Origin of the sequence: Rhizobium sp. NFR07 (genome assembly GCF_900111905.1) — a bacterium.
In the GTDB taxonomy this organism is placed as follows: Bacteria; Pseudomonadota; Alphaproteobacteria; order Rhizobiales; family Rhizobiaceae; genus Neorhizobium.
This window is the reverse complement of sequence record NZ_FOKM01000004.1, coordinates 186,044-208,434: the sequence shown is the minus strand read 5'-3', so window position 1 is coordinate 208,434 and position 22,391 is coordinate 186,044. Positions and strand designations below refer to the sequence as shown.

Below are 22,391 nucleotides of genomic sequence, written 5' to 3'. Positions count from 1 at the left end.
ATCAACAGTCAAACAGGTCACCCCTTTTGGGCAGCGCCTCCCGTCACCGCCGGTTCAATCAGAGCAGACTTGAGCCCGCGTTTGCCGACAAGGATCACGTGGAGTTTGGAGCAAAATGTGGCAGCGCAGCAAAAAAGGCGAGGTGCGAGATTTCGCATATGCGCCGTTTGGGCAGCGCGTCGAAAGCGGTAGATTACCCCCTGCCCTTGATAACCTTAGGTTTAAGCAGCCACGGCCCACCGGATTTGCTGCAATGCAGCACGAGTCATAGTCACGAAAACGATCACATTTTTTTTCCTGATCGTGCTTTCCTCGTGAGGTGGCTGGCGGAAACAGAAGAAATTGCGGCAAAACAAAGGCGCCTTTGCGGCTTGGCTGCCATTATCTGCGAGGTATCCGATCACCTCGCGAGCGATACCAGGCTGCACTGATTACGGAAACCGGTATGAAAATCGCAGCCGGTACGACGAGTCCCGGCTGCGACAAAGATATATTCCAGGCTGGCAGGCCGGACTAGGCGACGAACGCCTCGCGACCCTTGGCCTTGCGGCCATCCAGGATCGCCAATGCCTCGTCCATGCTGTTGACGATGGCAGCCCGCTCGCCATTCACCGTGCCCCAGGCCTCGATGAAGCTGCTGGTCTTGCCGTAGCTGTTGTCGAGCACGCAATGGTCCGCATCGAGCAGCAGGCACATGATATGGCCGTGCATGCGGTCGGTGATGACCTGCTTTGCCGAGCTGAGCAGTTTCACGCCCCGATCGAAGCGCTGCTCGGCCCGTTCTCGGTAGGTCAGCTCCGTCATCTTTGCTCGGCCGCCGACATTTCCGCGCAGCAGCGCCTTGACGACCGCCGCCCGCTTGGTGCGCCGCTGATAATCGGCTTCGTCCTCCAGCGGCCAATCCGCCTTGACGACGTTCGGGCGCGCCATGGCCCTGGACGTATCATGCGGCGCGCCGACTTCCTGGTCTTCTCTAAGGTTGAGGAGAAGATCGTGCTGCGGCGCCGGCCGTGCGACCGGTCCGATGCAGAAGGCCATGTCGGGGCAGAGACGCACCTCGCACTGGAACCACCGACGCGCGAATTCAAGGCTCTTCTTGTCGCGGACGAGCAGCGTGAAGTTGCCATGCTGCTCGATTGCCCTGGCGGTGCTGTCGATGTTTTCCTGGCTCTTGAAATGGATCGTCTGCGGCATCTGCACGATCGGCCGTCCGCGATGGCGCGTCAGCATGTCCTCGCGGAATTGGCGATAGCCCGGCCAGATGTCGCCGAAATTGCCGCCGCCATGGAGAATGATCTGGCCGTCGCCGATGGCGGCCAGCATCCGATCTTCCTTATAGGTGCGGATTTCGCTGACGAAGGTCGGCCGCGACCGGCCCTGTTCGAAATAGGCGAGCTCTCCCAGCCAGATCGCGCTGTCCCCGATATTGTAGTGGTTCGGGAAGTCCAGGAGCGCGTAGCGTCCCGACAGATCGACCAGGTCGGAGAGGCAGGTATTGATCAGCCCCTGGAGCCTTTTGATGGTATTCACGCTCGTTTCCTGCATGGGGTCTCCTTGACGTGAGAGCAGAGGCCTTGCTTCGAAAGCCGGATTTTATCGGTGTGCAAGCGGCCTCCAACGGGAAGGCAGCATGGACAACACCATGTCGAGATAGGGCCGGATCATGCTGAAGGCGAAAAGAAGCATGAATGCGGCATAGATGGCAGCGCCGAGAGCGATACAGACGCCCGTGGCAAGCCAGACCGGCGAAATGGCGGCCAGGATGAAAGGTTTTGCGAGCCATACGCAGCCGGCCATGACCAGCGATCCAACGAACGGCATCGCTATGGCTTTCATCGTCCCGAGCGGCGCGATATTGGCATAGCGCTTCAGCACATATTGCTGATAGGGCATGGTGAGCCAGGCGCGCGCGGCATAACCAGCGGCAACCGCCAGGATGCCGTAGGGGATGAGAAGCCAGGTCAGCAGCACCGTCATGGCGAGCTGCAGCGCCGCGACGGAGAGGATGCTCTCGGCCCTGTTGACGGCAGCAAGCGCCGACGAGGCGAAGACATTCATGACGAACGGAACCGCCATCATCACCAGCACCGTGGCGATGTCGCCGGCATTGCCCCACTTGTTACCGAAGAGGAACAGGATCAGCTGGTCGGACAGGGCGCCGAAGCCCAGCAGAAGCGGGAATGTTCCAAGCGCCGCGAGACCGACGATGCGGTTATACGCGTTGCGGAAGGCGGCAGGATCATTCTGGAGCTTGGACAGGGTGACGAGCGCGACGCTGCCGATCGGCGACAGCACCGCCTGCGAGATCAGTTCGATCAGGCGCCAGGCGATCCTGTAGCGTCCGACTTCCACCGAGCCGTACCAGCGCGAGATGAAAATATCCTGCACGCGGGCGAGCAGCATCCAGAGAAGCTGGCTGACGACGAGACTGACGCTGAACAGGAAGACCGAGCGGAACAGGGCGAAATTGAACCTGAACCTCGGGATCCAGCGATAGGACAGCCAGCCGAGAAGCACGATGACGACGGCATTGACCGCCGTCTGGGCGACGAGCGACCAGACGCCCCAGCCGAGGAAGGCTGCCGCGACCGCGGTTGCGCCGGAAAGAAGGCTGGCGACGATGCTCTGGGCGGCAAGGCTCTTGTGGCCGAAATCGCGGGCCAGCCGGGCATTATGGATAACGGCAAGCGAGGACAGCGGCAGGAGCGGCGCCAGCCATTGCAAGATTTCGCTGACGGCGGGATCGCGAACGAGTTCGCCATAGGCCGGGGCCATGACGAAGATGACCAGCCCGACAAGCACGCTGAATGCAAGTGACGCCCAGAACGCCGTGTCGGCCAGCTCTTCGTCGAGGTCGAGCTGGCGGGTGATCGCGTCTCCGAGGCCGGCATAGGCGAGCACCCTGCCGATTTCCACGAACAGACTGGCAAGCGCAAAGGTGCCGAAATCCTGCGGTCCCAGTATTCTTGCGAGAAAGACGAAGATGACGAATGTCGCAACCGTGCTCCATCCGACGCGTACGATCGACCACAGAATAGAGGTGGCCGTTCTTTTTTTCAGGTCGCCACCGTCGACGGCACCAGCATCCATGAATGATCCAATCGGCTAGGGCAAACGCCCGAAACGGGCCAAGTGCCGCAGCTATCCCCATTTATCCGGCAGCATGAGGGCATGCCGGGTAGCACGTGATCTTAAAGGTTCATTTCGGGGCGGACATCTGCCGCCCTGGACTTCTCCAATAGGCCAGCACACCCGCAAGGTTCTGCTGCACCGTACCCCGATAGGTCAGCCCCATTTCCGGATCCAGCTTGCGCCCGCCGAAGACTTCCTTGACAGCCTGACGGATATCCCAGCGCAGCATGCCCCGCATGTTCGACCGGCGATCGAACATATATTTCGCGTAGAGCGCGCCATTGCCGTAGGAATAGCCATTGTGCAGCTTCTGGATATCCTTGATGTCGCGCCGACCGTGAAAATGCTTCACCACAAGCTCGGGCCAGTATTCCACGGAAAAACCGGCCGCGAACGCGCGATGGATGTAGTCGGTGTCTTCACCCGAACGAAATTCCGCCCCCGCACCGAAGCGGGCGTCGAAAAGGCCGATCGCATCGACCAGGGCCTTCGGGAAAGCCATGTTGCAGCCGTGGATGAAGCCGCCGGCATGCAGGTCGTGGTTCAGGACAGCGCGATCTGCATCCGTCTTGATCGTGATCGGCAGATCGCGCTCGTCGCCGAGGTTAACCCTGCCGCCGCGCATGACGATGGTGTCATCGTCGGCAAACAGGCTGGACAGAACGGTAAAATAGTCGGCGGAGACCTCGCAATCGTCATCCGTGAAGGCGAGGATTCGGCCTTGTGCCGCCATGATACCGGCGTTTCGCGCGTTGGAAAGGCCGGGCCTGCTTTCATGGATGAGGTTCGTCTCGATTGGCGCGGACAGGCTCCATTCGCGGACGATATCAGACGTACCATCCGTGGAACCATTGTCGACGAACACGAGTTCGAGACGAAGATTGGTTGCCTGACGGGCCGCTGAAGCAAGCGCCTCAAGGCATCCCGACAGTCCATAAGCCCTGTTTCTCGACGAGATTATGAGGCTAATATCAACAGGCTGGGGGAGCATGGCGTTCCCTTCGACGATCAAATCAACTTCAGAGGGCGAACGTTACAGGACAGCCCCCGGCTCGGCGCAACGCATTTTTTTGCACTGCAACACATATGGCCCGCAGAGAAAAGCTGAAAATGTGTTGATTTCATGTTTCCACAAGGGATGATTGTCCAAATCCTATTACAACCCGGCAAGCGACACCTAATGTGCGCCGAGATGACGAGTCACTCTCGGTTTTGCCGCAATTAGGTTTTTATCTCCCGCAGCGCACAATGCCGGAGGAATCCATGCAGCCCAAAGCCCGCATCGATTGGCTGGATATTGCCAAGGGTATCTCAATCTTCTTCGTGGTGATCTACCACACCCTTCTCTATCTCAATCTCCATCATCTGGCGCCCGACCTTTATAGCCGCATCAGCGACGTCATGACCCCCATCCGGATGCCGCTCTTCTTTACCGTTTCCGGCTTCCTCGCCGCATCGGCCACCCAGAAGCCATGGCGCGAGTTCCTCTATCGCAAGGTTCGATTGCTCCTCTACCTCTTCGCCGTGTGGAGCACGATACGCTGGCTCTATTTCCGCTACGTCCAGGTCAACGGCCTGCTGCCGACGGAAGGGAACGACCTCTATCAGCTGATCGAAATGTGGTGGGCGCCGAGCACCGGCATCTGGTTCATATGGGCTCTGGCAATCTACATGGTTGCGACCAAGGCTGCATCGTCACTCTCCCATGCGGCGGTCATCGGCGTTGCCGCAATCGTCTCGCTGCTGACATTCGGCAACCATCTGCAGATCGATCTCTTCACCCACCGCAATCTACTGCAGTATTTCGCCTTCTTTCTGTTCGGCTGCTGGTACGGCAAGGCGATCGTCCACAAGATCACCGCCCGCCCGGTCATGACCGCGGTCGTCGGATTTCTGGCGTTCAGCGCTCTTTACGTGCTGAGATGGCGACTGCAGGCCATCGACAAGGGTGCATGGGCAATGGCCTCATCGGTCGCAGGGCTTGCCTGGCTGTGCGGGACGGCGATGCTCATGTCGCGAATACAGCGCATCAGGCAGGCATTTTCCTACTTCGGACAGAACACGCTTCCCGTCTACGTCACCCACGTAATGATCGTGTCGGCGCTGGCAGCGCTGATTTCACTGGCGATCGGCGAAAATCCCGCCGCCGGTTATCTTGCTGTGCCTTTCGTGTGTATCATCGCAGTCGGGCTATCGCTGGCGATCAAGACAGTGGCGGACCGGAGCGGAGCCGGTTTTCTCTATGCACCCCCAACGCGCAAGGTGCAGTTTGCGCCGACGAATGCCTGAGCATTCAAGGCGGCAGACCCTGCGTGAGTTTCAATTCTTCGAATAGGTAAGGTCCACGAAACATGGCGGCATTCACTGTGGTCATCCCCTTCTACCAGAAGGAGGCCGGCATCCTGTCCCGGGCGCTGAACTCGATCTTCGAGCAGACCCTGCAGGATTTCGACATCGTTATTGTCGATGATGAATCACCACTGCCAGCCGATGTCGAGTTGAAGGACATGAGTGCGGAGCGCATGTCGAAGATCCGCGTCATCCGCCAGAAGAACGGTGGCCCGGGTGCTGCCCGCAATACCGGACTGGACCACGTCCCGAGCGAAACGCAATTCGTCGCCCTGCTCGATTCGGACGACATGTGGCTGCCAGACCACCTCAAGAATGCCCATGATTTCATGACCCGCTTCGGCGCCCAATGTTACTGGGCATCGATGCAGGCGAGCGAGGAATTCTACTATCACTTCGGCATCGCCAAGCTGGAAGAGAAGGAAGGTGGCAAGCGGCTCGAAAGCGATCCTCTTGTCATAGAAATCCCGGATCTCGCCAGCGTGATGCTGAGGGACTGGGCCTTCCTTCACTTAAGCTGCATGGTGATCGCCGGGCCGGTATTTGAAACCGTCAGGTTCGAGCCTTCGCTGAGACTGGCGGCGGAGGACGTATTGTTCTTCGCAGACTGCATCCTCAAATCCGCACGCACGATCCTATGCGACGAGCCGGGTGCCGCGCGCGGCATGGGCGTCAACATCTTCCACGGCATCGATAACCGCTCGCCCGAGTTCCTGCGGCAGCAGTTCAACACCTGGGTTGCGCTCGACACACTGGAAACGCGATTTCACAGCCGCCCGGCAGATGTCGCATCGATCGCCTCCTACAAGAATACCGCGCGACGACAGGCACTCTGGAGCCAGGCTGGACGGCTGAAGAGGCGGCAGGCGCCCGAGTTCGGCCTGCTCGCACGCTGGATCATGCGCGATCCCGCGATCCTGGGCGCCGCCATGCGCCTCGGCGCCGGCAAGCTCGACCGCCGTCCCCGCTAGGGTAAAACCCGGCCACGTCTTGTAGCGGCGGGGCCGACTATTTGCCGGCAGCCGGTATTCCGGACAGAAGATAGCGGGGCGTGACGGGCAGGGATGCCGCGGACGAATTGTTCTTCCGTCGCAGGGCATCATATTTGTCGAAGGCGATGCCCGACACCACCGCCGGCAGAGCGTCCGGCCGCTTCAGCATGTGGCTGATCGCAGCCGCCTTGCCTGACTGAGACTTCACATCGAGGAAAGCCCGCAGCTCGTAGCGGGCGCGGATATGATCCCTGTGCGTCGTAATGACGTGCCTGGCATCCGGCGCAAGCGCCATCTGGGACATGATGGCGTTATCCGCCTCGTAAAGACGCCGCAGATCCTCGGTGCGATGACGGCTGCTGAGGGAATCGCCGCGCACGACGGCGCCATAACCGCAATGCTCGATCACCTTGTAGCGCGCGCCCTTGGCAAGTGCCCGGACATAGAAATCATAATCCTCGCCGAGACGGAGTTCTTCGTCATATCGCAGACCATGCTGGTCAAGAAACGCGCGACTCATGATCGGCTTCAGGAAGCCCGTCTCGCCACGCGGCTTGCCGCGCTTGGATATATTGCCCTCGACGAACTGCACCAGGGACATCGATCGCGCCCTCGACTGGAAGCGCGGCGGGGCGGCAAGTGCGGTAGGATCCGCGACAAAGGCGATATTGTCGGCGATGAAATCCCAATCGGTCTCGGCCAGCATCGGCGCGAACCGGCCAGGGAAGAAGAAGTCGTCGGCATCGAGAATGGCGATGAGCGGCGCGCTCGACTGCGCGATCGCCGCATTGCGTGCCGCAGACGGCCCGCGGTTCTGCGCAAAGGAGATGACCTTGAGCCGGTTGCTGCCGTCATCCAAGGCACGTGCCGCGGCTTCTGTCGCGTCGCTCGATCCATCATCGACCACGACCACCTCGGACACCGCATCCTCGCGCAAGGCGGATGCCACCGCCAGACCGATCGTGTCGGATGCGTTCTTTGCTGCGATGATCACGCAGATCGTCTGAGTAGCGCTATCCGCCATGCCCGTCTCCATCGTCTGTCGTTACAGACCATGAAACTTAGGAAAATGGCGACGATGTGAAAGAGGCGAGATTTTGCAGTGCGGCAGCAACTGCTAAAGTATATCACCGATCGTGGAGACGAACCCTTGCAGCCGCATCGGCCCGGATTTCATCGCGTCCGAGGTCATCGTTAACCTGCCGGGGTGAACGGGCGTCGGGGTGGCGATCCTTGCCGGCACCGGTTTTTTCGCGATGCACAAGGTAGACGACACCGATGAAATAACCGACTTGAAGTATAATCGCACAGAGCAGCGTTTCGCCGAGGGCGGTCAGCAAGGAACCGGTCGTGAGGTACGCCGCCACTGCAAACACGATCAGAACTGCCATCATGCTCACAAAGACGCGCGGTGCGTACATCATCATTCCTCCCGAGGGATTTTCTTAGAAAACTGACAATTTATAATGCCCTCTCCTAAGCCTGTACTTTATGGGCCAAACGGAGAGGATTCAAGGCTCTCGGACCCGTCAGGGCCGTTGCGCGCATGAAACTTTGGTAAGGTCGGCAAAGAGCCGCAAATGAGCGGCCTCAAATCGATTCAACACTAAGTTACTACATATATCTCACCACATTATTGCCACATTTCAGCCCGAATTGCCGCGGTTTGGAACCAACCAGCGTTCGCGGCTGCTTCACGGCCACGTTATCTGATCAACTTTTGTTACAAAGGTCACTGAGCGCGATCATGCGCTTTTGCGTTGCACCATTGTATTGCAGTGCAACAGGCCTAGGCCTTTGGTCCGAAGGGCAAGCTACTTATGGTCCGGCCCTCAAGAAGCGGCGCTCGCTTTGATCGCCTGCCGCGATAGGTAATACGATCAGATCAAGTTTCGATTACCTATTACATTCGAGATCGATTCAAATTTACACGACGTTCGTAGTATTTTCGCAGGTCTTTATGTTTTTATATACTACCAATGGGTGTGCTACCGATGGGTCCTTGGACGCCATGGGGGCTCATCGGGAGGTCCTGTCAGAAAATTTTGACTAGCATCAAATTCCGAACACAGAATTATTATCCCATAGCTGCACATTGATGCGCCGAAAAGGCACCGACTATCGCAAAACCTAAGTGGAGTCCTCCCCATGAAGTCCGCGACACGTTCGGCAGATACGCCGCTTACGAATCTAGATCACTCCGCCTTCACTCTCCCGATTGGCGGTTTGGCAAAAAGAAGTTTCGATATCGCTTCGGCCGGTCTGGCCCTGATTATTTTCAGCCCGATATTTTTGATGATTATGGCGCTGGTGAAATTCTCGGATAAAGGGCCTGCATTCTACGGTCACAGCCGCATCGGACACGGCGGGCGCACCTTCAAGTGCCTTAAGTTCCGGACCATGGCTGTGAACGGTGATGAGCTTCTCCGCAAACACCTCAGGGAAAACCCCGAGGCTGCCGAAGAGTGGCGCCGCACCCGCAAGCTCAAGGACGATCCGCGCGTCACCGCGGTCGGCCGCGTGCTGCGCAAGCTCAGCCTCGACGAACTTCCTCAGTTGCTCAACATCGTCCGCGGTGAAATGAGTGTTGTTGGACCACGCCCGGTCGTGGACGACGAACTGAAGGTCTATGACAGCTCTGCAGTCTTCTATCTGCAGACCCGCCCTGGCCTGACTGGCCTGTGGCAGATCAGCGGCCGCAACGACGTGTCGTATGAAAGCCGCATCGCTTTCGATACGCACTACGTCCAGAACTGGTCGCTTGTGCAAGATGTTGCCATCATTCTGCGGACAATACCCGCCGTATGCCTGGCACGCGGCAGCTACTGAGCGTCACCGGGCAGCGTCCGCGAGAAATCGGGACGCTGCATCGACCGCTCTTGGTAGTGCCTTCAAACTAAAGAAATACAGGAGATCTGATGGGCATCCGTAAGGTCCTTCCCACCGGCTTCCCGGCGCTTGTAATGGCGGCGGGCATGTTCATGTCGTCCACCACCGCGCCCGTATGGGCGCAAGACGCCGTTCAGAACGACGCGGTCAAGAATGAGGCGGCTCCGAACAAGGAAGCTGCTCAGGACGACGCCTATCGCCTGGGCGTCATGGACAAGCTGCGTATCCGCGTCGCCGAGTGGCAGCCTGCCGATGGCAGCATCAGAGATTGGAACGTCGTCAGCGGCGACTACACGGTCGGGCCTTCCGGAGCTCTCTCCATGCCCTTCATTGGCGACCTTGACGCCGCCGGCAAGACGCCGGCCGAGGTCGGCAAGGCGATCGGCGAGAAGCTTCAAAGCCAGTTCGCCTTGCGCAATTTGCCCTCCGCCTCCGTCGAAATTGCCCAGTTCCGTCCCGTCTTCGTTTCTGGAGATATCGAGACACCCGGCGAATATCCCTATTCTCCCAATCTCACCGTCCTGAAGGCGGTCAGTCTTGCAGGCGGTCTGCGTCGTTCGGACGCGGGTCAGCGTTTCGCCCGCGATTTCATCCGCGCCCGTGGTGACGCGGATGTCAGCGATACCGAACGGGGTCGGCTGATCGCCCGCCATACACGCCTCTTGGCGGAAATATCCGGCGCGACCGAACTGCAGATCCCCGAAGAGCTGAAAAAACTGCCGAATGCTCAGCAGCTGATCGACAGTGAAGCCACCCTGATGAAATCCAGGCGCCAGCGCTATGAGCTCCAGCTCAAGGCACTCGCGGACCTGAAGGATCTTCTGAACACCGAGGTTCAGTCGCTCGCTCAGAAGGCGACGACGCAGGATCGCCAGCTTAAGCTTGTCAATGATGATCGCGACAGAATGGCGAAGCTGACCGAACAGGGTCTGGCAACTTCCAGCCGGCGCCTATCGGCGGAAGAGCGTGCAGCAGATCTCGAATCCAACATGCTGGACACGAGCACGGCCGCTCTCCGCGCCAAGCAGGATATCAACAAGGCCAACCAGGACGAGATCAACCTGCGCAACGACTGGGATGCCCAGCGTACTCAAGATCTGCAGGATACCGAGGCGTCTCTGGAAAAGCTCGGTCTCGAACTTTCGACCAGCCGGCAGCTGATGCAGGAAGCCCTGGCCCAGTCTGCCGAGGCGATCAAGCTCGATCCCAACAATCAGGACGCGACGATCAAGTACGTCGTCGTGCGCGACGAAGGCGACGGGCCGAAGCAGCTGACCGTCGATGAGAACACGCGACTGCGCCCCGGCGACGTCATCAAGGTCTCGTCCGAACTCCTGATGCAGTAAACGGTGGAGCCCGCGTGAAGATTGCGAAATCTACCCTTATCGATCCGACCAAGAACGAACTCTACGGCATAGCCGCCGTAGCGTTGTCCTTCTTCGTGTTCGCCTATTCGAACAGGTTCGGGCAGATTTCGATCCTCGGCTACTACGGCGTCTGGTTCCTGCTGGTTCTCGTCGACTACAAGCGCGCGCTCGGCAATTATCTGAAATATCTCTGGATCTTCGGGTTCGGGCTGTTCTGCTTCATCTCCGCCTTCTGGTCGCCGGCCTTCGGGACCTCGCTGCGGACGGCCATCCAGTACATGACGCATATCGTTTGCGCCCTCATTGCGATGCGCACCATCAGTACGCGCACGCTGGTTCGCGGAGCGATTGCCGGAACGGCCGTGGTGCTCGTCTATTCGATGTTGTTCGGCATCTATCTGCCGGACGCCATGGACGGGACGTTCAGCTTCGTCGGCGCCTTCTCTTCGAAGAACCAGCTCGGCTTTTATGCTTCGCTTGGCGTTTTCTTCTGTTATGCCGCCGTCATGCTCTTTCGGGAGCGCGGCATCTGGTTTCCTGCGGCCGGCGGCATCAGCCTTCTTTCAGCCTACTCGCTTCTGGCCTCGCAGTCGGCCACGTCCGTGATCACCACGGTTGCGGTCGTCGCGGCATGCGTCGGCCTGCAGGGCTTCATGTTCCTGTCGCCGAAGCATCGCCGCGCCTTCTTCGGAGCAGCCCTGATCCTTGGTCTGGGGGCCGTGGTTGGCGCCCTGCAATTCGGCGCGATGGATGCGATCCTCGGCATATTCGGCAAGGATTCCACCCTCACCGGCCGCACCTATCTCTGGCAGCAGGGCATGCTCGCCGCCAGCGAATATCCGATGCTAGGCATCGGCTATCAGGGCTTTTGGGTGCAGGGTTTCCCAGAGGCCGAACGTCTGTGGGATTTCTTCGGGATCACGGGCCGCAGCGGCTTCCACTTCCACAACACCTATATCGAGACCATGGTCGAGACCGGTGTGATCGGGACCGTCCTGCTCGTCTTCATTCTGCTGACCATCATCATCGGGCATCTGCGGCGCCTCCTTGTGATCGCGCGGACACCGGAATCATTGATGTTTTTCGGCATTGCCTGCCTGTTGCTCGTCCGTTCCTTCGTCGAAATCGACATCATGAACCCCTATCATGTGGGCTCGTTCCTCTTCTATTTCGCGGCAGGCAGACTGGCACTGGCGCAACGCAGACCCAACCGGGTCTTCTTTGATCAATTCGTGCCGGGACGCACCGGCAGGCAGACAGGCTGAGGCCACCCGAGATGCAGACGCTCTTTTCCATCCAGTACCTCAGGGCACTGGCCGCTTTCGCCGTGGTGGTCTTCCATGCCGGCGAACGGACCGGGCTGCATTTCACCATCGGCGCAGCGGGCGTCGACGTCTTCTTCGTCGTCAGCGGCTTCATCATGATGGCGATCAGCGACGGCCGTCCGGACACTCCAGCGGGCTTCTTCCGCAATCGGCTGCAGCGCATCGCGCCGGCCTACTGGGCCGCCACGACGGTGATGGTCATCGGCGCAATCGTGGGACTGTTTCCGAACCTTCAGCTCGATCCTGCGAATGTGCTCGGATCATTCTTCTTCATTCCCCTGCCCTCTCCCAATAACGATCATCTCTGGCCGGTTCTCGTCCAGGGCTGGACGCTGAACTACGAGATCTTCTTCTACGCCGTCTTCGCCCTGGTCCTGTTCCTCAAGCCGTCGGTCAGGCTTGCGGCGCTAGCCGGCGTCTTCGGCCTGCTCACCCTGATCGGCATTGTCGCCAAGCCGGAAAACCAGACGCTCGCCTTCTATACCGCGCCGATCATCCTTGAATTCGTCGCCGGCGCGGCGCTGGCCAAGCTTTGGAAACATGGCCGCCTGCCTGCTGCGCCCATCGGGTTCGTCCTGGTCTGTCTCGCGATTGCCGGCTTTGCCACGATCCAGGTGATGAAGCTCGAATTCGACGCGTGGACCTGTGGTCCTCTGGCCTTCATGCTCGTGCTCGGCGCGCTTGGCATCGAGACCAGGGGCAAACTGCCCGCCATGCCAGCGCTGACCTATCTTGGCGACAGTTCCTACTCGATCTATCTCTGGCACACATTCGCCGTATCGGTCGTCGTCCAGATCGGGCTTGCGCTCTCGCTTGCCCCGCCGCTGCTGCTCATCGTGGCGACAATACTTGGCACGCTGGTCGGCATTGCCGGATATGAATTCTTCGAACGGCCCGTCCACATGTTCCTGAGGGGCAAGCGCTCGGCGCTGTGGCGTTTCCCGATCCGCAAACCGGCGCGCTAGTCCTACGGAACGCAAAAGGCGACCCGGACGGAAGTCCGGGTCGCCTTCATCAATTCAGATGTGGTCGCGGCGGTCATCCGCCGCGCCTCGATCAGGCCGCGCGTGCGGCATCCAGCGGGATCTCGACATCGATCTCAAGGATCGAGACGTCGGCTTCGCGATCGAGCTTCACCGTTACGCGGTCGCCGTCGAGTTCGACGTGCTTGGCGATGACGGCGAGGATTTCTTCCCGCAGGATGGCTGCGAGATCGGAGCCGGCGGATGCACGCTCATGGGCGAGCAGAACCTGAAGGCGTTCCCGCGCCGCAGGCGCCGAACGCGATCGTGTGAAAAGACGCAGTATGCTCATGCGGCCTTCCTTCCGAAGAGTTTTCCGAAGATGCCACGCTTTTCGCCCGGTACGGTTACGGGCACGACTTCACCTGCAAGACGGCGGGCAGCTTCGAAATAAGCCTGGGCCGGCATGCTGCGGGTGTCGGCGAGCGTGACGGGAGCGCCGACGTTGGAAGCCTTCAGGACATCCATGCTTTCCGGAATGATGCCGAGAAGCGGGATGGAGAGGATTTCGAGGACGTCATCGACCTTCAGCATGTCGCCGCGTTCGGCGCGGGTCGAATCGTAACGGGTCAGAAGCAGATGCTTTTCCATCCGCTCGCCGTTCTCGGCCTTCAGCGTCTTGGAATCGAGCATGCCGATGATACGGTCGCTGTCGCGAACGGAAGAGACTTCCGGATTGGTGACGACGACGGCGATATCGGCATGGCGCATCGCAAGCGTGGCGCCCTTCTCGATACCGGCCGGGCTGTCGCAGATCACCCAGTCGAAATACTTCTTCAACTCGCCGATAACGCGCTCGACGCCCTCTTCCGTCAGCGCGTCCTTGTCGCGCGTCTGCGAGGCCGGCAGCAGGAACAGCGTGTCGAGACGCTTGTCGCGGATCAGCGCCTGCGGCAGCTTGGCATCGCCATTGATGACGTTGACGAGATCATAGACCACGCGACGTTCGGCACCCATGACGAGGTCGAGATTGCGCAGCCCGACATCGAAATCGACGACAGCGACCTTCTCGTTGCGTTGAGCGAGTGCGGCGCCGAGTGCGGCGGTCGATGTTGTCTTGCCAACACCGCCCTTGCCGGACGTGACTACGATGACTTTCCCCATCTTGATCTCCTGGTTATCTGACCTTTTGCGGCTCAGAAAAGTATGTCTGCCATGATGACGTCGCTCTCGAGCGACAGCTGAACTGCCCGCCCGCGAAGGCTCTCATCCATGTCCTCGGCCATCTTGTAGATGCCGTCGATGGCAATGAGCTCCGCTTCCAGGCGGCGGCAGAAAATGCGTGCGTTGGTATTCCCGATCGATCCCGCCATGGCACGTCCGCGAAGGGCGCCGTAGATATGGATCGAACCGCCGGCGATGACTTCGGCGCCGGATGCCACGGAGCCGACGATGGTGACGTCGCCTTCCGGGAAGATGATGGACTGGCCGGAGCGAACCGGTTCGTCGATGACGAGCGACTGCGGGATCGCGCGAACCTGCGGTGCCTCGAGCTTCGGGACGGCCTGAACCTGCGCTTCTGCCGGCTCGGTTGCTTCCGCTTCCGCATCGCGTGCAGTCACTTCGACGTCGGAGGCAGGCTTGCCGCCCTTCATCGCCGGCGGCATGCCTGGGCCAAGCTGCGACGGGCGTGCGCCCTCGACGCCCATGATCCGGACATTGCGCTCGGCAAGGTCGTCGATGAGCTGTTTCAGTTCGGCCTTCTTGATCGACAGTTCCGAAACGTCGAGAACGACCGGACGATCGAGGAAGAAGCCGGCCGAGCGCGAGGCAAGGTCGTCCAGGCGGACAAGCCATTGATCGAGCGGAAGATCCGGCGAAAGAACGACCGCCAGGAACGAACGGCCCTTGATTCTGATGGAGCGAGCGTCTGTTAGCACTTTGGTCATCTACGTTAATAAATCGTTGCCTCTGTCTAGCTTCGACATGGTTAACAAAAGGTTAATTTTGATCGTCCAAGCTTTAAGGAAACGAAGCGTTCTGCCCGTAACGGGCCCCGATTGGCGAAGACTGGAAGCTAGCCGCGCATCCTTGATCGAGGCTTGCGCCAAGCTTTATCGAGTGAGCTGAAGCTGCAATGTGACTGCTGCGCCTACCGGCGCGGAGGCATCCGGCAGATCGAATAGACGAGCATCATGATGCGCTCTCGCTCAGGGTAAAGCAGGTTCAGATAAGTGAGCCGTCAATCCTCTCGGATATGGCTGTGGTATTTCGTGTCGAGCATCCTCACGTATACCACGAGCGAGATGGCGATCATGATCGTCACATACCAGAAGAACCATTCCTCATGGCCGATCTGCTTGAACTTGAGGGCCACGAATTCCGCCGTGCCACCGAAGATCGTATTCGCCAGGGCATAGGGAAGCGCTACTCCCAAGGTTCTGATATGCGCCGGGAAAAGCTCCGCCTTAACCACGGCATTGATCGAGGTGTAGCCGGTGACGATCAGCAGGCCGGCGAGCGACAGGACAAAGGCAGTCATGGCAGACGTCGTGACCGCCAGCGACGTGAAGATCAGGTACGTGAACAGCGTCCCGAGAATGCCGAAGCCGACCATCAGCGGCTTGCGGCCGATTCTGTCGGACAGCGCACCGGCGATCGGCTGGCACAGCATGAAGACGAACAAAGCCGCCGTCGTGATCTCCGTTGCCGCCTCCCTGCTGAAACCCGACGTGTTGACCAGGAATTTCTGCAGGTAGGTGGTGTAGGCATAGAACGCCAGCGTCCCGCCCGAGGTCAGAGCGATGACCAGGAAAGCCTCTTTTGGGTACTGCCTGAACAGCACCCACCCGCCCGAGCTTTTCTTGGCGCCTGCATCGGCATTGATGAAGGACTGGGTCTCGGCGAGGCCTCGGCGGATGTAGAACACGGCGATCGCCAGAATGCCCCCGATCAGGAACGGGATCCTCCAACCCCAGGACTGCAATTGTTCGGCCGTCAGAACCGCCTGCAGAACGAGCAGGACGGCCAGCGCAACCAGTTGACCGCAAATCAGCGTCACATACTGGAAACTGGAGAAGAACCCACGCCGGTTGCGGCCCGCCATTTCGCTTAGGTAAGTCGCGCTGGCACCGTATTCGCCGCCGACGCTTATACCCTGCAGCAGGCGCGCAAGGACGAGAATGGTGGGTGCCGCGAGACCGATCGTAGCGTAGCCCGGGGTAATGGCGATCATCAATGACCCCAGGCACATCAGCGTAACCGATAACGTCAGCCCTGCCTTGCGGCCCTTGCGGTCGGCATAGATACCCATGAACCACGCCCCGATCGGTCGCATGAGGAAGCCGACGGCGAATACGGCGGCAGCACTCAGAAGCTCTGCAGTCTGGTCGCCGGAAGGGAAAAAGATCGGTGCGAAATAGAGGGTGAAGGCCGAATATACGTACCAGTCATACCACTCGACCAGATTGCCGGCGGAACCGCCGACAATGGATTTTAGCCTGACCTTCTCGTCAATGGATGACGAGGTCATATCATTCGCTAGGGTGTTTTCCACTGCGCTTGTCCATGGGTGGCGAGCGCGGCGGCGAAAGGCTCCGACATGGCGTTTAGGGGCCGCGCAAGAGGTTACAACGCCTCAGTGTTACGCCCATCATATCGGCCATGCCAGCGAATAGTGATTTCATCGGAAGCGGTATCTCGCCGCTCCCGAGAACTCTACCGCCGTTTAGACTGCGGCGCGCTTGTCCTTCTTGGCAAGACGCGCAAGCAGGTAGTCGACCTCTGCACGGGCGGTCGAGGTGAGCGTCTGCGCCGGCTTGCGCTGGGCATCCGATGCGATGACGCCGCGGCGCTTCAGGACATGCTTGCGCACGGCAAGACCGACGCCGAGCTGCTGCTCATAACGGATCAGCGGTAGATGCGCATCGAACAGGTCGTGCGCCTCGTCGCGCTTGTCGGCAGCGAAGAGAGAAACCAGCTCGGCCAGCATGTCCGGGAATCCATAGCCGGTCATCGCGCCATCGGCGCCGCGCTCCGGTTCGAAATCGAGGAACATGCCGCCATTGCCGCAAAGGATGGAGAAAGGGCGAAGCTCGCCGGACCGCTGCATGGCGCGCAGCTTGGAAATCTTCTCGAGACCCGGCCAATCCTCGTGCTTGAGCATGAGGCAGGACGGATGGTTTGCCATGATCTTGGCGACGACGCTCGTGGCGATCACCGTGTTGAGGGTCAGCGGATAGTCCTGCAGAACCCACGGAACGTCATCGCCGACGGCTTCCACGGCATTGGCGAAATAGTTGATCGTCTGTTCGTCGGTCTTCAATCCCGGCGCAGGCGCGATCATCACGCCGGCAGCGCCCATATCCATGGCGCCGCGGGCAAGCGAACGCATGGCGGCAAAACCCGGTGCCGATACGCCGACGATGACCGGCACCTTGGCGCGCTCGACCACCCGCTTGATGATCGCACGGCTTTCATCCGCTTCCAGCTTCGGCGCCTCGCCCATGATGCCGAGGATGGTGATGCCGGTGCAGCCGCTGTTCTCGTAGAAGTCGGTCAGGCTGTCGACCGAATTGAAGTCGATCGCGCCGTCGTCGAGAAACGGCGTGGCGGCGATGGCATAGACGCCCTTGGTATCAACGTTGAATGTCATTGTTTCTCCTCTCAGCAGCAGTAGAGCTGCACGGCCAAGTCACTGAAGACTTCCGGGTATCCGTTTTCGGTGATGGCGAAGGTCTGGCCGACACCGGCCGTCAGACCCGTCGTCGCATCCGGTATCATGATGTGGACGAAGAACACCATGCCCGGCGTCATGATCAGCGGATTGCCGGAATAGATCATCGGCGGCACGTCCATCCAGGTCGGCTTGAAGGTGCAGCCGAGCGCATAGCCGCAGGCCGCATAACGCGCCTTGGCAAAGCCGGCATCGTCCAGCACGCGGCGATGGATATCGTCGAGAGTACCGAGCGCGACGCCCGGCCGCGCCGCGTCCTTGATCTGGTCAAGCGCATCCTTCGCCACCTTCAGCATGTCGAGCTGGCGGGGATCCGGCTTGCCGGTCACCAGCGTATGCTCGACCACCACATGATAGCGGCAATGGGAGCCGGCGAGTTCGACAAGGATCTGGTCCTGCTCCTCGATCAATCGGGGTCCGCCGATCCCGCGGCCGTAAAGCGCGCGAGATCCCGAATTGACGAGAGGGCCACCAGAGGGAATGTCGCCGCCGCCGGCAAGCATTGCGGTCAGGGCCGCGCCGCTTAGAACTGTATCGGGTATGCCTGCCCGGGTAACGTCGATCGCCGCCTGCACCGCTGCATCTGCAAGCTTGCCGGCCATGCGCACATGCTCGAGCTCAGCCGCGGATTTCACCAGCCGGCCAGTGCGGATGATGTCGGAGGCGTCCTCGTTGACGCAGAAACCTTCGAGCGCCTTGTCGACCATGCGGGCATTGGCGCCAGTCAGGCCATGAGTCGCATATTCGACGCCGACCCTTTTGCCGGCCAGCCCCTTCTCGGCCATGATGGCGCGCAGATCTTCTGCCGGATTGGCATCCTCGGCATTCAGCCAGACACGGACATCGTCATAGAGCGAGGCGACATTGGCCTGCCGCAGATCGGGCGTGCGGGTAAGCAATACCGTATCGCTGCCGTCGTCGGCCAGCACCAGACCGGCCTGGAAGAAGACATAACCGGCCGTATCGTAGCTCGTCAGCCAGTAATGACTTTCCTGGGCAAACACGATCAGCGCATCAAGCCCGCGCTCGCGCATCCGCCGGCGGGTCGCCGCAAGGCGCCCTTCGAATTCCGCCTGCCTGAACTTCAGCAGAACCTGGCGACCGCCACGGGTTGAACCGGCGAATTCCTGGGGGACATACATGCTCATGCGAAGTCGCCATTCTCAGTCTTGATGATGGGATAGATGGAGATCATGCAGACGCCGTTTCCTGCGGCGCCGCGTGGACAGGCACCGCATCGAGAAGCGCCTTGGTATAGGCGTCGCGATCATCCGACCGGGCGTCCGCACGATCGAAGAAGTCGACCAGCTTGCCGTGATGCATGACGGCGATGCGATGCGCCAGCTGGCGGATAAGGTTGAGGTCATGGGTGATGAAGACGCAGGCCGCGCCGGTATCCTTCTGCAGCTTGACCAAAAGCTCGGCGACCGCCGCCTGCACGGACACGTCGAGCGCTGCCGTCACCTCATCGCAGATGACGAGTTCCGGTTCGGCCGCAAAAGCGCGGGCGATCGCCACGCGCTGCTTCTGCCCGCCGGAGAGTTCATGCGGATAGCGATCGGCGAATTCCGCCGGCAGCCGCACCATTTCCAGAAGCTCGGCGATGCGCGCCTTGATCTGGTCACGGGGCACGATGCCGTAGAGCTTCAGCGGCCTCGATAGGATCTTGCCGATCTTCTGGCGCGGATTGAGCGATGCGTCGGGATGCTGGAAGACGATCTGCACGCGGCGCCGATAGGCCCGGTCGATCGCTTTGCGGCTGGCGACATTCTTGCCGTCGAATTCGAGACGGCCCTCGAAATCCTGCAGGCCGGCGAGAACCTTGGCGATGGTCGACTTGCCGGAGCCGCTTTCGCCGACCACGCCGAGCAGTTCGCCCCTGCGGACCTCGAACGCGACATCCTTGGCGCCCCAGAAGCCGACGTTGTCGGCATCTTCCGGCCAGAACATCTTCTGGATCCTCGACGGCGCGCCATAATGGACGCCGATCTTGTCGAGCTTGACCAGCGTCTGCGGCTCGGCCGGTGCATCCGCGCCGATCCAGCGGTCCGGATTGGGCACCGCGCCGATGAGCTGGCGTGTATAGGGCGCCGAAGGCTTGCGAAACACCTCATCGACCGCACCTCGCTCGACGATGACGCCCTTGTGCAGAACATTCACTTCGTCAACGACGCGCGAAACGAGGCCGAGGTCATGGGAAATGTAGAGCGCCGAGACATTCGTCTCGTCACGCAGCTGGTTGAACAGGTCGAGGATCTGGCGTGCGGTGAGAATATCGAGCGCGGTCGTCGGCTCGTCGAAGATGATCAGTTCCGGCTCGCAGGCAAAGGCGGTGGCGATCACCACGCGCTGCTTCTCGCCGCCGGATGCCTCATGCGGAAACCGCTGCAGCATTTCCTTCGGGCGGGTGATGCCGGTGCGGGCGAGCGCTGCTTCCGCCTCCGCAAAGGCCTGCACCTTGGTCAGGCCGCGGTGGCGCATCAGCACTTCGGCAATCTGTTCGCCGAGCCGGATCGTCGGGTTGAGCGAGGTCGACGGATCCTGGAAGACCATCGACATGCGCCGGCCGCGGATATCCATCATCTGGAACGGCGTGTAGTCCAGCAGCTCTTCGCCGGCCAGGCGGATCGCGCCGCCCGTCTCGACCGCATTCGACGGCAGGTAGCGCATGATCGACCATGCCATGGACGACTTGCCGGAACCGGATTCACCGACGAGGCCGACCGTCTTGCCCTTCGGGATGGTCAGGTCGATGTTCTGCAGCGCCGGAATGAGACCGTTGGCAGTCTTGTAGGAAAGCGAATAGTCGATGATCGACAGTGCCGACTTTTCGGTGGCGGCGATGGGAGCGTCCTTCATCAAGGTCTGCGCTGTCATCCGTGGCTCCTCTTGGGGTCGAGGCTGTCACGCAGGGCGTCGCCGAAAAGGTTGAAGCCGAGAGCGGCGATGGCGATGGAAAGGCCGGGAACGGCAACGCACCAGGGATTGCGGAACATGAACTGGCGGGCTTCGGCCACCATCAGCCCCCATTCGGTGCTCGGCGGCTGGGCGCCGAGGCCGAGGAAGCCGAGCGTCGCGCCGATCATGATGGCGAAGGAGACGCGAATGGTCGCCTCGACGACGATCGGGCTCAGCGCATTCGGCAGCACTTCCGCGCGGACGATGTAGAAGCCGGATTCGCCGCGGGCGACTGCGGCACGCACATAGTCGCGGGTGCGCACCGAAAGCACGGCGCTGCGCGAAATGCGCGCCATGCCGGGGGCGAAGGCGATCGAGACCGCAAGCATTGCATGCTCCATGCCGCCGCCGAGGATTGTCACGATCAGAAGCGTGAACAGCAGGTCCGGTACGGCAAGAAGACCGTCGAGGATGCGCATGATCGTGGAGTCGACCCAGCCGCCGGAGACACCGGCGACGACGCCGATGATCGAGCCGATGCCGACGCCGACGACGGTTGCGCCGACGCCGAAGGCGACGGTCGAGGGCGCGCCGGTCAGGATACGGGATAGAAGGTCACGGCCGAACTGGTCGGTGCCGAGCCAATGGGCCATGGACGGCCCCTGCAGACGATTGAGCGCATCGAACGCCTGCGGATCGTAAGGCGCGATGAAGGGACCGAAGATCGCCGCAAAGCAGACGATCGACAGAAGCGCCGTACCGACAATGGCGGTGGGGGTAGAGAAGAAATTACGCATAGCGCACCCTCGGATCGAGCAGAGCGATGACGATGTCCGACAGAAGGTTGGACAGGGCATAGACCGTCGCGAGAAGCAGGGTCACGGCCTGGATGACGGGAAGGTCACGGTTTTCCAGCGCGTAGATCAGAAGGCGACCAAGGCCCGGCCAGGCAAAGATTTCCTCGACGACGATGATGCCGCCGAGCAGATAGCCGATATCGAGCGAGATGACGGCGACGGCCGGTGCAAGCGAATTCGGCAGTGCATGCCGGCGAATGACCCTCTTTTCACTGAGACCCTTCAGCCGTGCGGCGCGGATATAATCGGAGGACAGCACTTCCGACATTTCGGAACGGACCTGACGGGCGACGTGGGCCATCAGCACCAGCCCGAGCGTTGCGGCAGGCAGCACCACATGGGCGCCGAAACCGGTGAGACTTTCCCAGGGCGCGACGAAGCCGCCCGCCGGAAAAATCCCCTGCTGCGGAGCCGCGAAGAACACGAGAAGCAGCGTCGCGGTAACGAATTCCGGCAATGCCGTGCCGAGATAGCTGAACAGGCCAAGCCCGAGATCCATCGCCGTGCCGCGCTTGATGGCGGCGAGCGCACCGAGCGGGATGGCGGTGATCGTGACGACGACGAGCGCTGTCAGCGCCAGCATGGCGGAGTTCGCGAAGGCCTCGCCGACGACCTCAGTCACCGGCAAGGAGAGGCGAAGCGAGGTGCCGAAGTCGCCGTGCAGAATGCCGCCGACCCAGCTCAAGTATTGAGTGTACCAGGGCTGATCCAGATGCAACTGCCTTTCCAGTGCAGCGACCGCGTCCGGAGTGGCATATTCCCCCAGGATCATGATCGCCGCATTGCCCGGCAGCATCGTCGTGATTGCGAACACGGCGAAGGTTACGATTGCCAGCACGAGAAACACAGCCAGCAAGCGGCGGATGAGATAGCCCCGGCTCATGC

General features: G+C 60.6%; 20 protein-coding genes. 6 read left to right on the top strand and 14 right to left on the bottom strand.

Annotated features, from left to right (window positions below):
- Positions 1–513 precede the first annotated feature (513 nt).
- The 3 genes from BM216_RS10635 to BM216_RS10625 all read right to left on the bottom strand — a co-directional run bounded on the left by BM216_RS10635 (position 514) and on the right by BM216_RS10625 (position 4,123).
- Entirely contained in the window at positions 514–1,530 is a 1,017-nt protein-coding gene (locus BM216_RS10635; protein ID WP_244530146.1) for a polysaccharide pyruvyl transferase family protein, read from the bottom strand.
- 63 nt (positions 1,531–1,593) lie between these two features.
- Positions 1,594–3,090, bottom strand: coding sequence for a lipopolysaccharide biosynthesis protein (locus tag BM216_RS10630; protein WP_092998866.1), 1,497 nt, complete (start codon positions 3,088–3,090; stop codon positions 1,594–1,596).
- 109 nt (positions 3,091–3,199) lie between these two features.
- Positions 3,200–4,123, bottom strand: a complete 924-nt coding sequence (locus tag BM216_RS10625) for a glycosyltransferase family 2 protein (RefSeq protein WP_092999371.1) — start codon at positions 4,121–4,123, stop codon at positions 3,200–3,202.
- 272 nt (positions 4,124–4,395) lie between these two features.
- Here BM216_RS10625 and BM216_RS10620 point away from each other — a divergent pair, with 272 nt between their 5' ends.
- Positions 4,396–5,421 (top strand): acyltransferase family protein, encoded by a 1,026-nt coding sequence (locus BM216_RS10620; RefSeq protein WP_177230758.1) that lies wholly within the window; start codon positions 4,396–4,398, stop codon positions 5,419–5,421.
- 62 nt (positions 5,422–5,483) lie between these two features.
- Positions 5,484–6,452, top strand: coding sequence for a glycosyltransferase family A protein (locus tag BM216_RS10615; protein ID WP_092998862.1), 969 nt, complete (start codon positions 5,484–5,486; stop codon positions 6,450–6,452).
- A 37-nt stretch (positions 6,453–6,489) separates the two neighbouring features.
- Here BM216_RS10615 and BM216_RS10610 read toward each other — a convergent pair whose 3' ends face one another.
- On the bottom strand, positions 6,490–7,497 hold the full coding sequence (locus BM216_RS10610) for a glycosyltransferase family 2 protein (RefSeq protein ID WP_092998860.1): 1,008 nt from the start codon (positions 7,495–7,497) through the stop codon (positions 6,490–6,492).
- A gap of 103 nt (positions 7,498–7,600) precedes the next feature.
- Complete coding sequence (locus BM216_RS10605; protein WP_244530145.1) at positions 7,601–7,897, bottom strand: exopolysaccharide production repressor protein; 297 nt, start codon at positions 7,895–7,897, stop codon at positions 7,601–7,603.
- A gap of 724 nt (positions 7,898–8,621) precedes the next feature.
- Between BM216_RS10605 and BM216_RS10600 the strand changes: the two genes are divergently transcribed.
- From BM216_RS10600 to BM216_RS10585, 4 genes are all read left to right on the top strand, one after another.
- Entirely contained in the window at positions 8,622–9,302 is a 681-nt protein-coding gene (locus tag BM216_RS10600; RefSeq protein ID WP_092998856.1) for a sugar transferase, read from the top strand.
- 89 nt (positions 9,303–9,391) lie between these two features.
- Entirely contained in the window at positions 9,392–10,708 is a 1,317-nt protein-coding gene (locus tag BM216_RS10595) for a polysaccharide biosynthesis/export family protein (protein WP_244530144.1), read from the top strand.
- Between the two features lie 14 nt (positions 10,709–10,722).
- On the top strand, positions 10,723–11,994 hold the full coding sequence (locus tag BM216_RS10590) for an O-antigen ligase family protein (protein WP_092998854.1): 1,272 nt from the start codon (positions 10,723–10,725) through the stop codon (positions 11,992–11,994).
- 11 nt (positions 11,995–12,005) lie between these two features.
- The gene (locus BM216_RS10585) at positions 12,006–13,019 is read left to right on the top strand and encodes an acyltransferase family protein (RefSeq protein ID WP_092998852.1); all 1,014 of its coding nucleotides are present in this window, start codon (positions 12,006–12,008) and stop codon (positions 13,017–13,019) included.
- 91 nt (positions 13,020–13,110) lie between these two features.
- Here BM216_RS10585 and minE read toward each other — a convergent pair whose 3' ends face one another.
- From minE to BM216_RS10540, 9 genes are all read right to left on the bottom strand, one after another.
- Positions 13,111–13,368, bottom strand: coding sequence for a cell division topological specificity factor MinE (gene minE, locus BM216_RS10580; protein ID WP_092998850.1), 258 nt, complete (start codon positions 13,366–13,368; stop codon positions 13,111–13,113).
- Positions 13,365–14,180: a septum site-determining protein MinD gene (gene minD / locus BM216_RS10575; RefSeq protein ID WP_092998848.1), complete on the bottom strand. Its 816-nt coding sequence runs from the start codon at positions 14,178–14,180 to the stop codon at positions 13,365–13,367. The genes minE and minD overlap by 4 nt, the downstream gene beginning before the upstream one ends.
- 32 nt (positions 14,181–14,212) lie before the next feature.
- Positions 14,213–14,965: a septum site-determining protein MinC gene (gene minC, locus BM216_RS10570; RefSeq protein ID WP_092998846.1), complete on the bottom strand. Its 753-nt coding sequence runs from the start codon at positions 14,963–14,965 to the stop codon at positions 14,213–14,215.
- A 293-nt stretch (positions 14,966–15,258) separates the two neighbouring features.
- Positions 15,259–16,548 (bottom strand): MFS transporter, encoded by a 1,290-nt coding sequence (locus BM216_RS10565; RefSeq protein ID WP_092998844.1) that lies wholly within the window; start codon positions 16,546–16,548, stop codon positions 15,259–15,261.
- A gap of 195 nt (positions 16,549–16,743) precedes the next feature.
- Positions 16,744–17,670: a dihydrodipicolinate synthase family protein gene (locus BM216_RS10560; protein ID WP_092998842.1), complete on the bottom strand. Its 927-nt coding sequence runs from the start codon at positions 17,668–17,670 to the stop codon at positions 16,744–16,746.
- Between the two features lie 11 nt (positions 17,671–17,681).
- Entirely contained in the window at positions 17,682–18,899 is a 1,218-nt protein-coding gene (locus tag BM216_RS10555) for a M24 family metallopeptidase (RefSeq protein ID WP_092998840.1), read from the bottom strand.
- A 43-nt stretch (positions 18,900–18,942) separates the two neighbouring features.
- Entirely contained in the window at positions 18,943–20,628 is a 1,686-nt protein-coding gene (locus BM216_RS10550) for a dipeptide ABC transporter ATP-binding protein (RefSeq protein ID WP_244530143.1), read from the bottom strand.
- Positions 20,625–21,446 carry an ABC transporter permease gene (locus BM216_RS10545; RefSeq protein ID WP_092998838.1) on the bottom strand — a complete coding sequence of 274 codons (822 nt, stop codon included), beginning with the start codon at positions 21,444–21,446 and terminating at the stop codon, positions 20,625–20,627. The genes BM216_RS10550 and BM216_RS10545 overlap by 4 nt, the downstream gene beginning before the upstream one ends.
- Positions 21,439–22,389: an ABC transporter permease gene (locus BM216_RS10540; protein WP_092998836.1), complete on the bottom strand. Its 951-nt coding sequence runs from the start codon at positions 22,387–22,389 to the stop codon at positions 21,439–21,441. Before BM216_RS10540 ends, BM216_RS10545 begins: the two co-directional genes overlap by 8 nt.
- Positions 22,390–22,391: the final 2 nt, after the last annotated feature.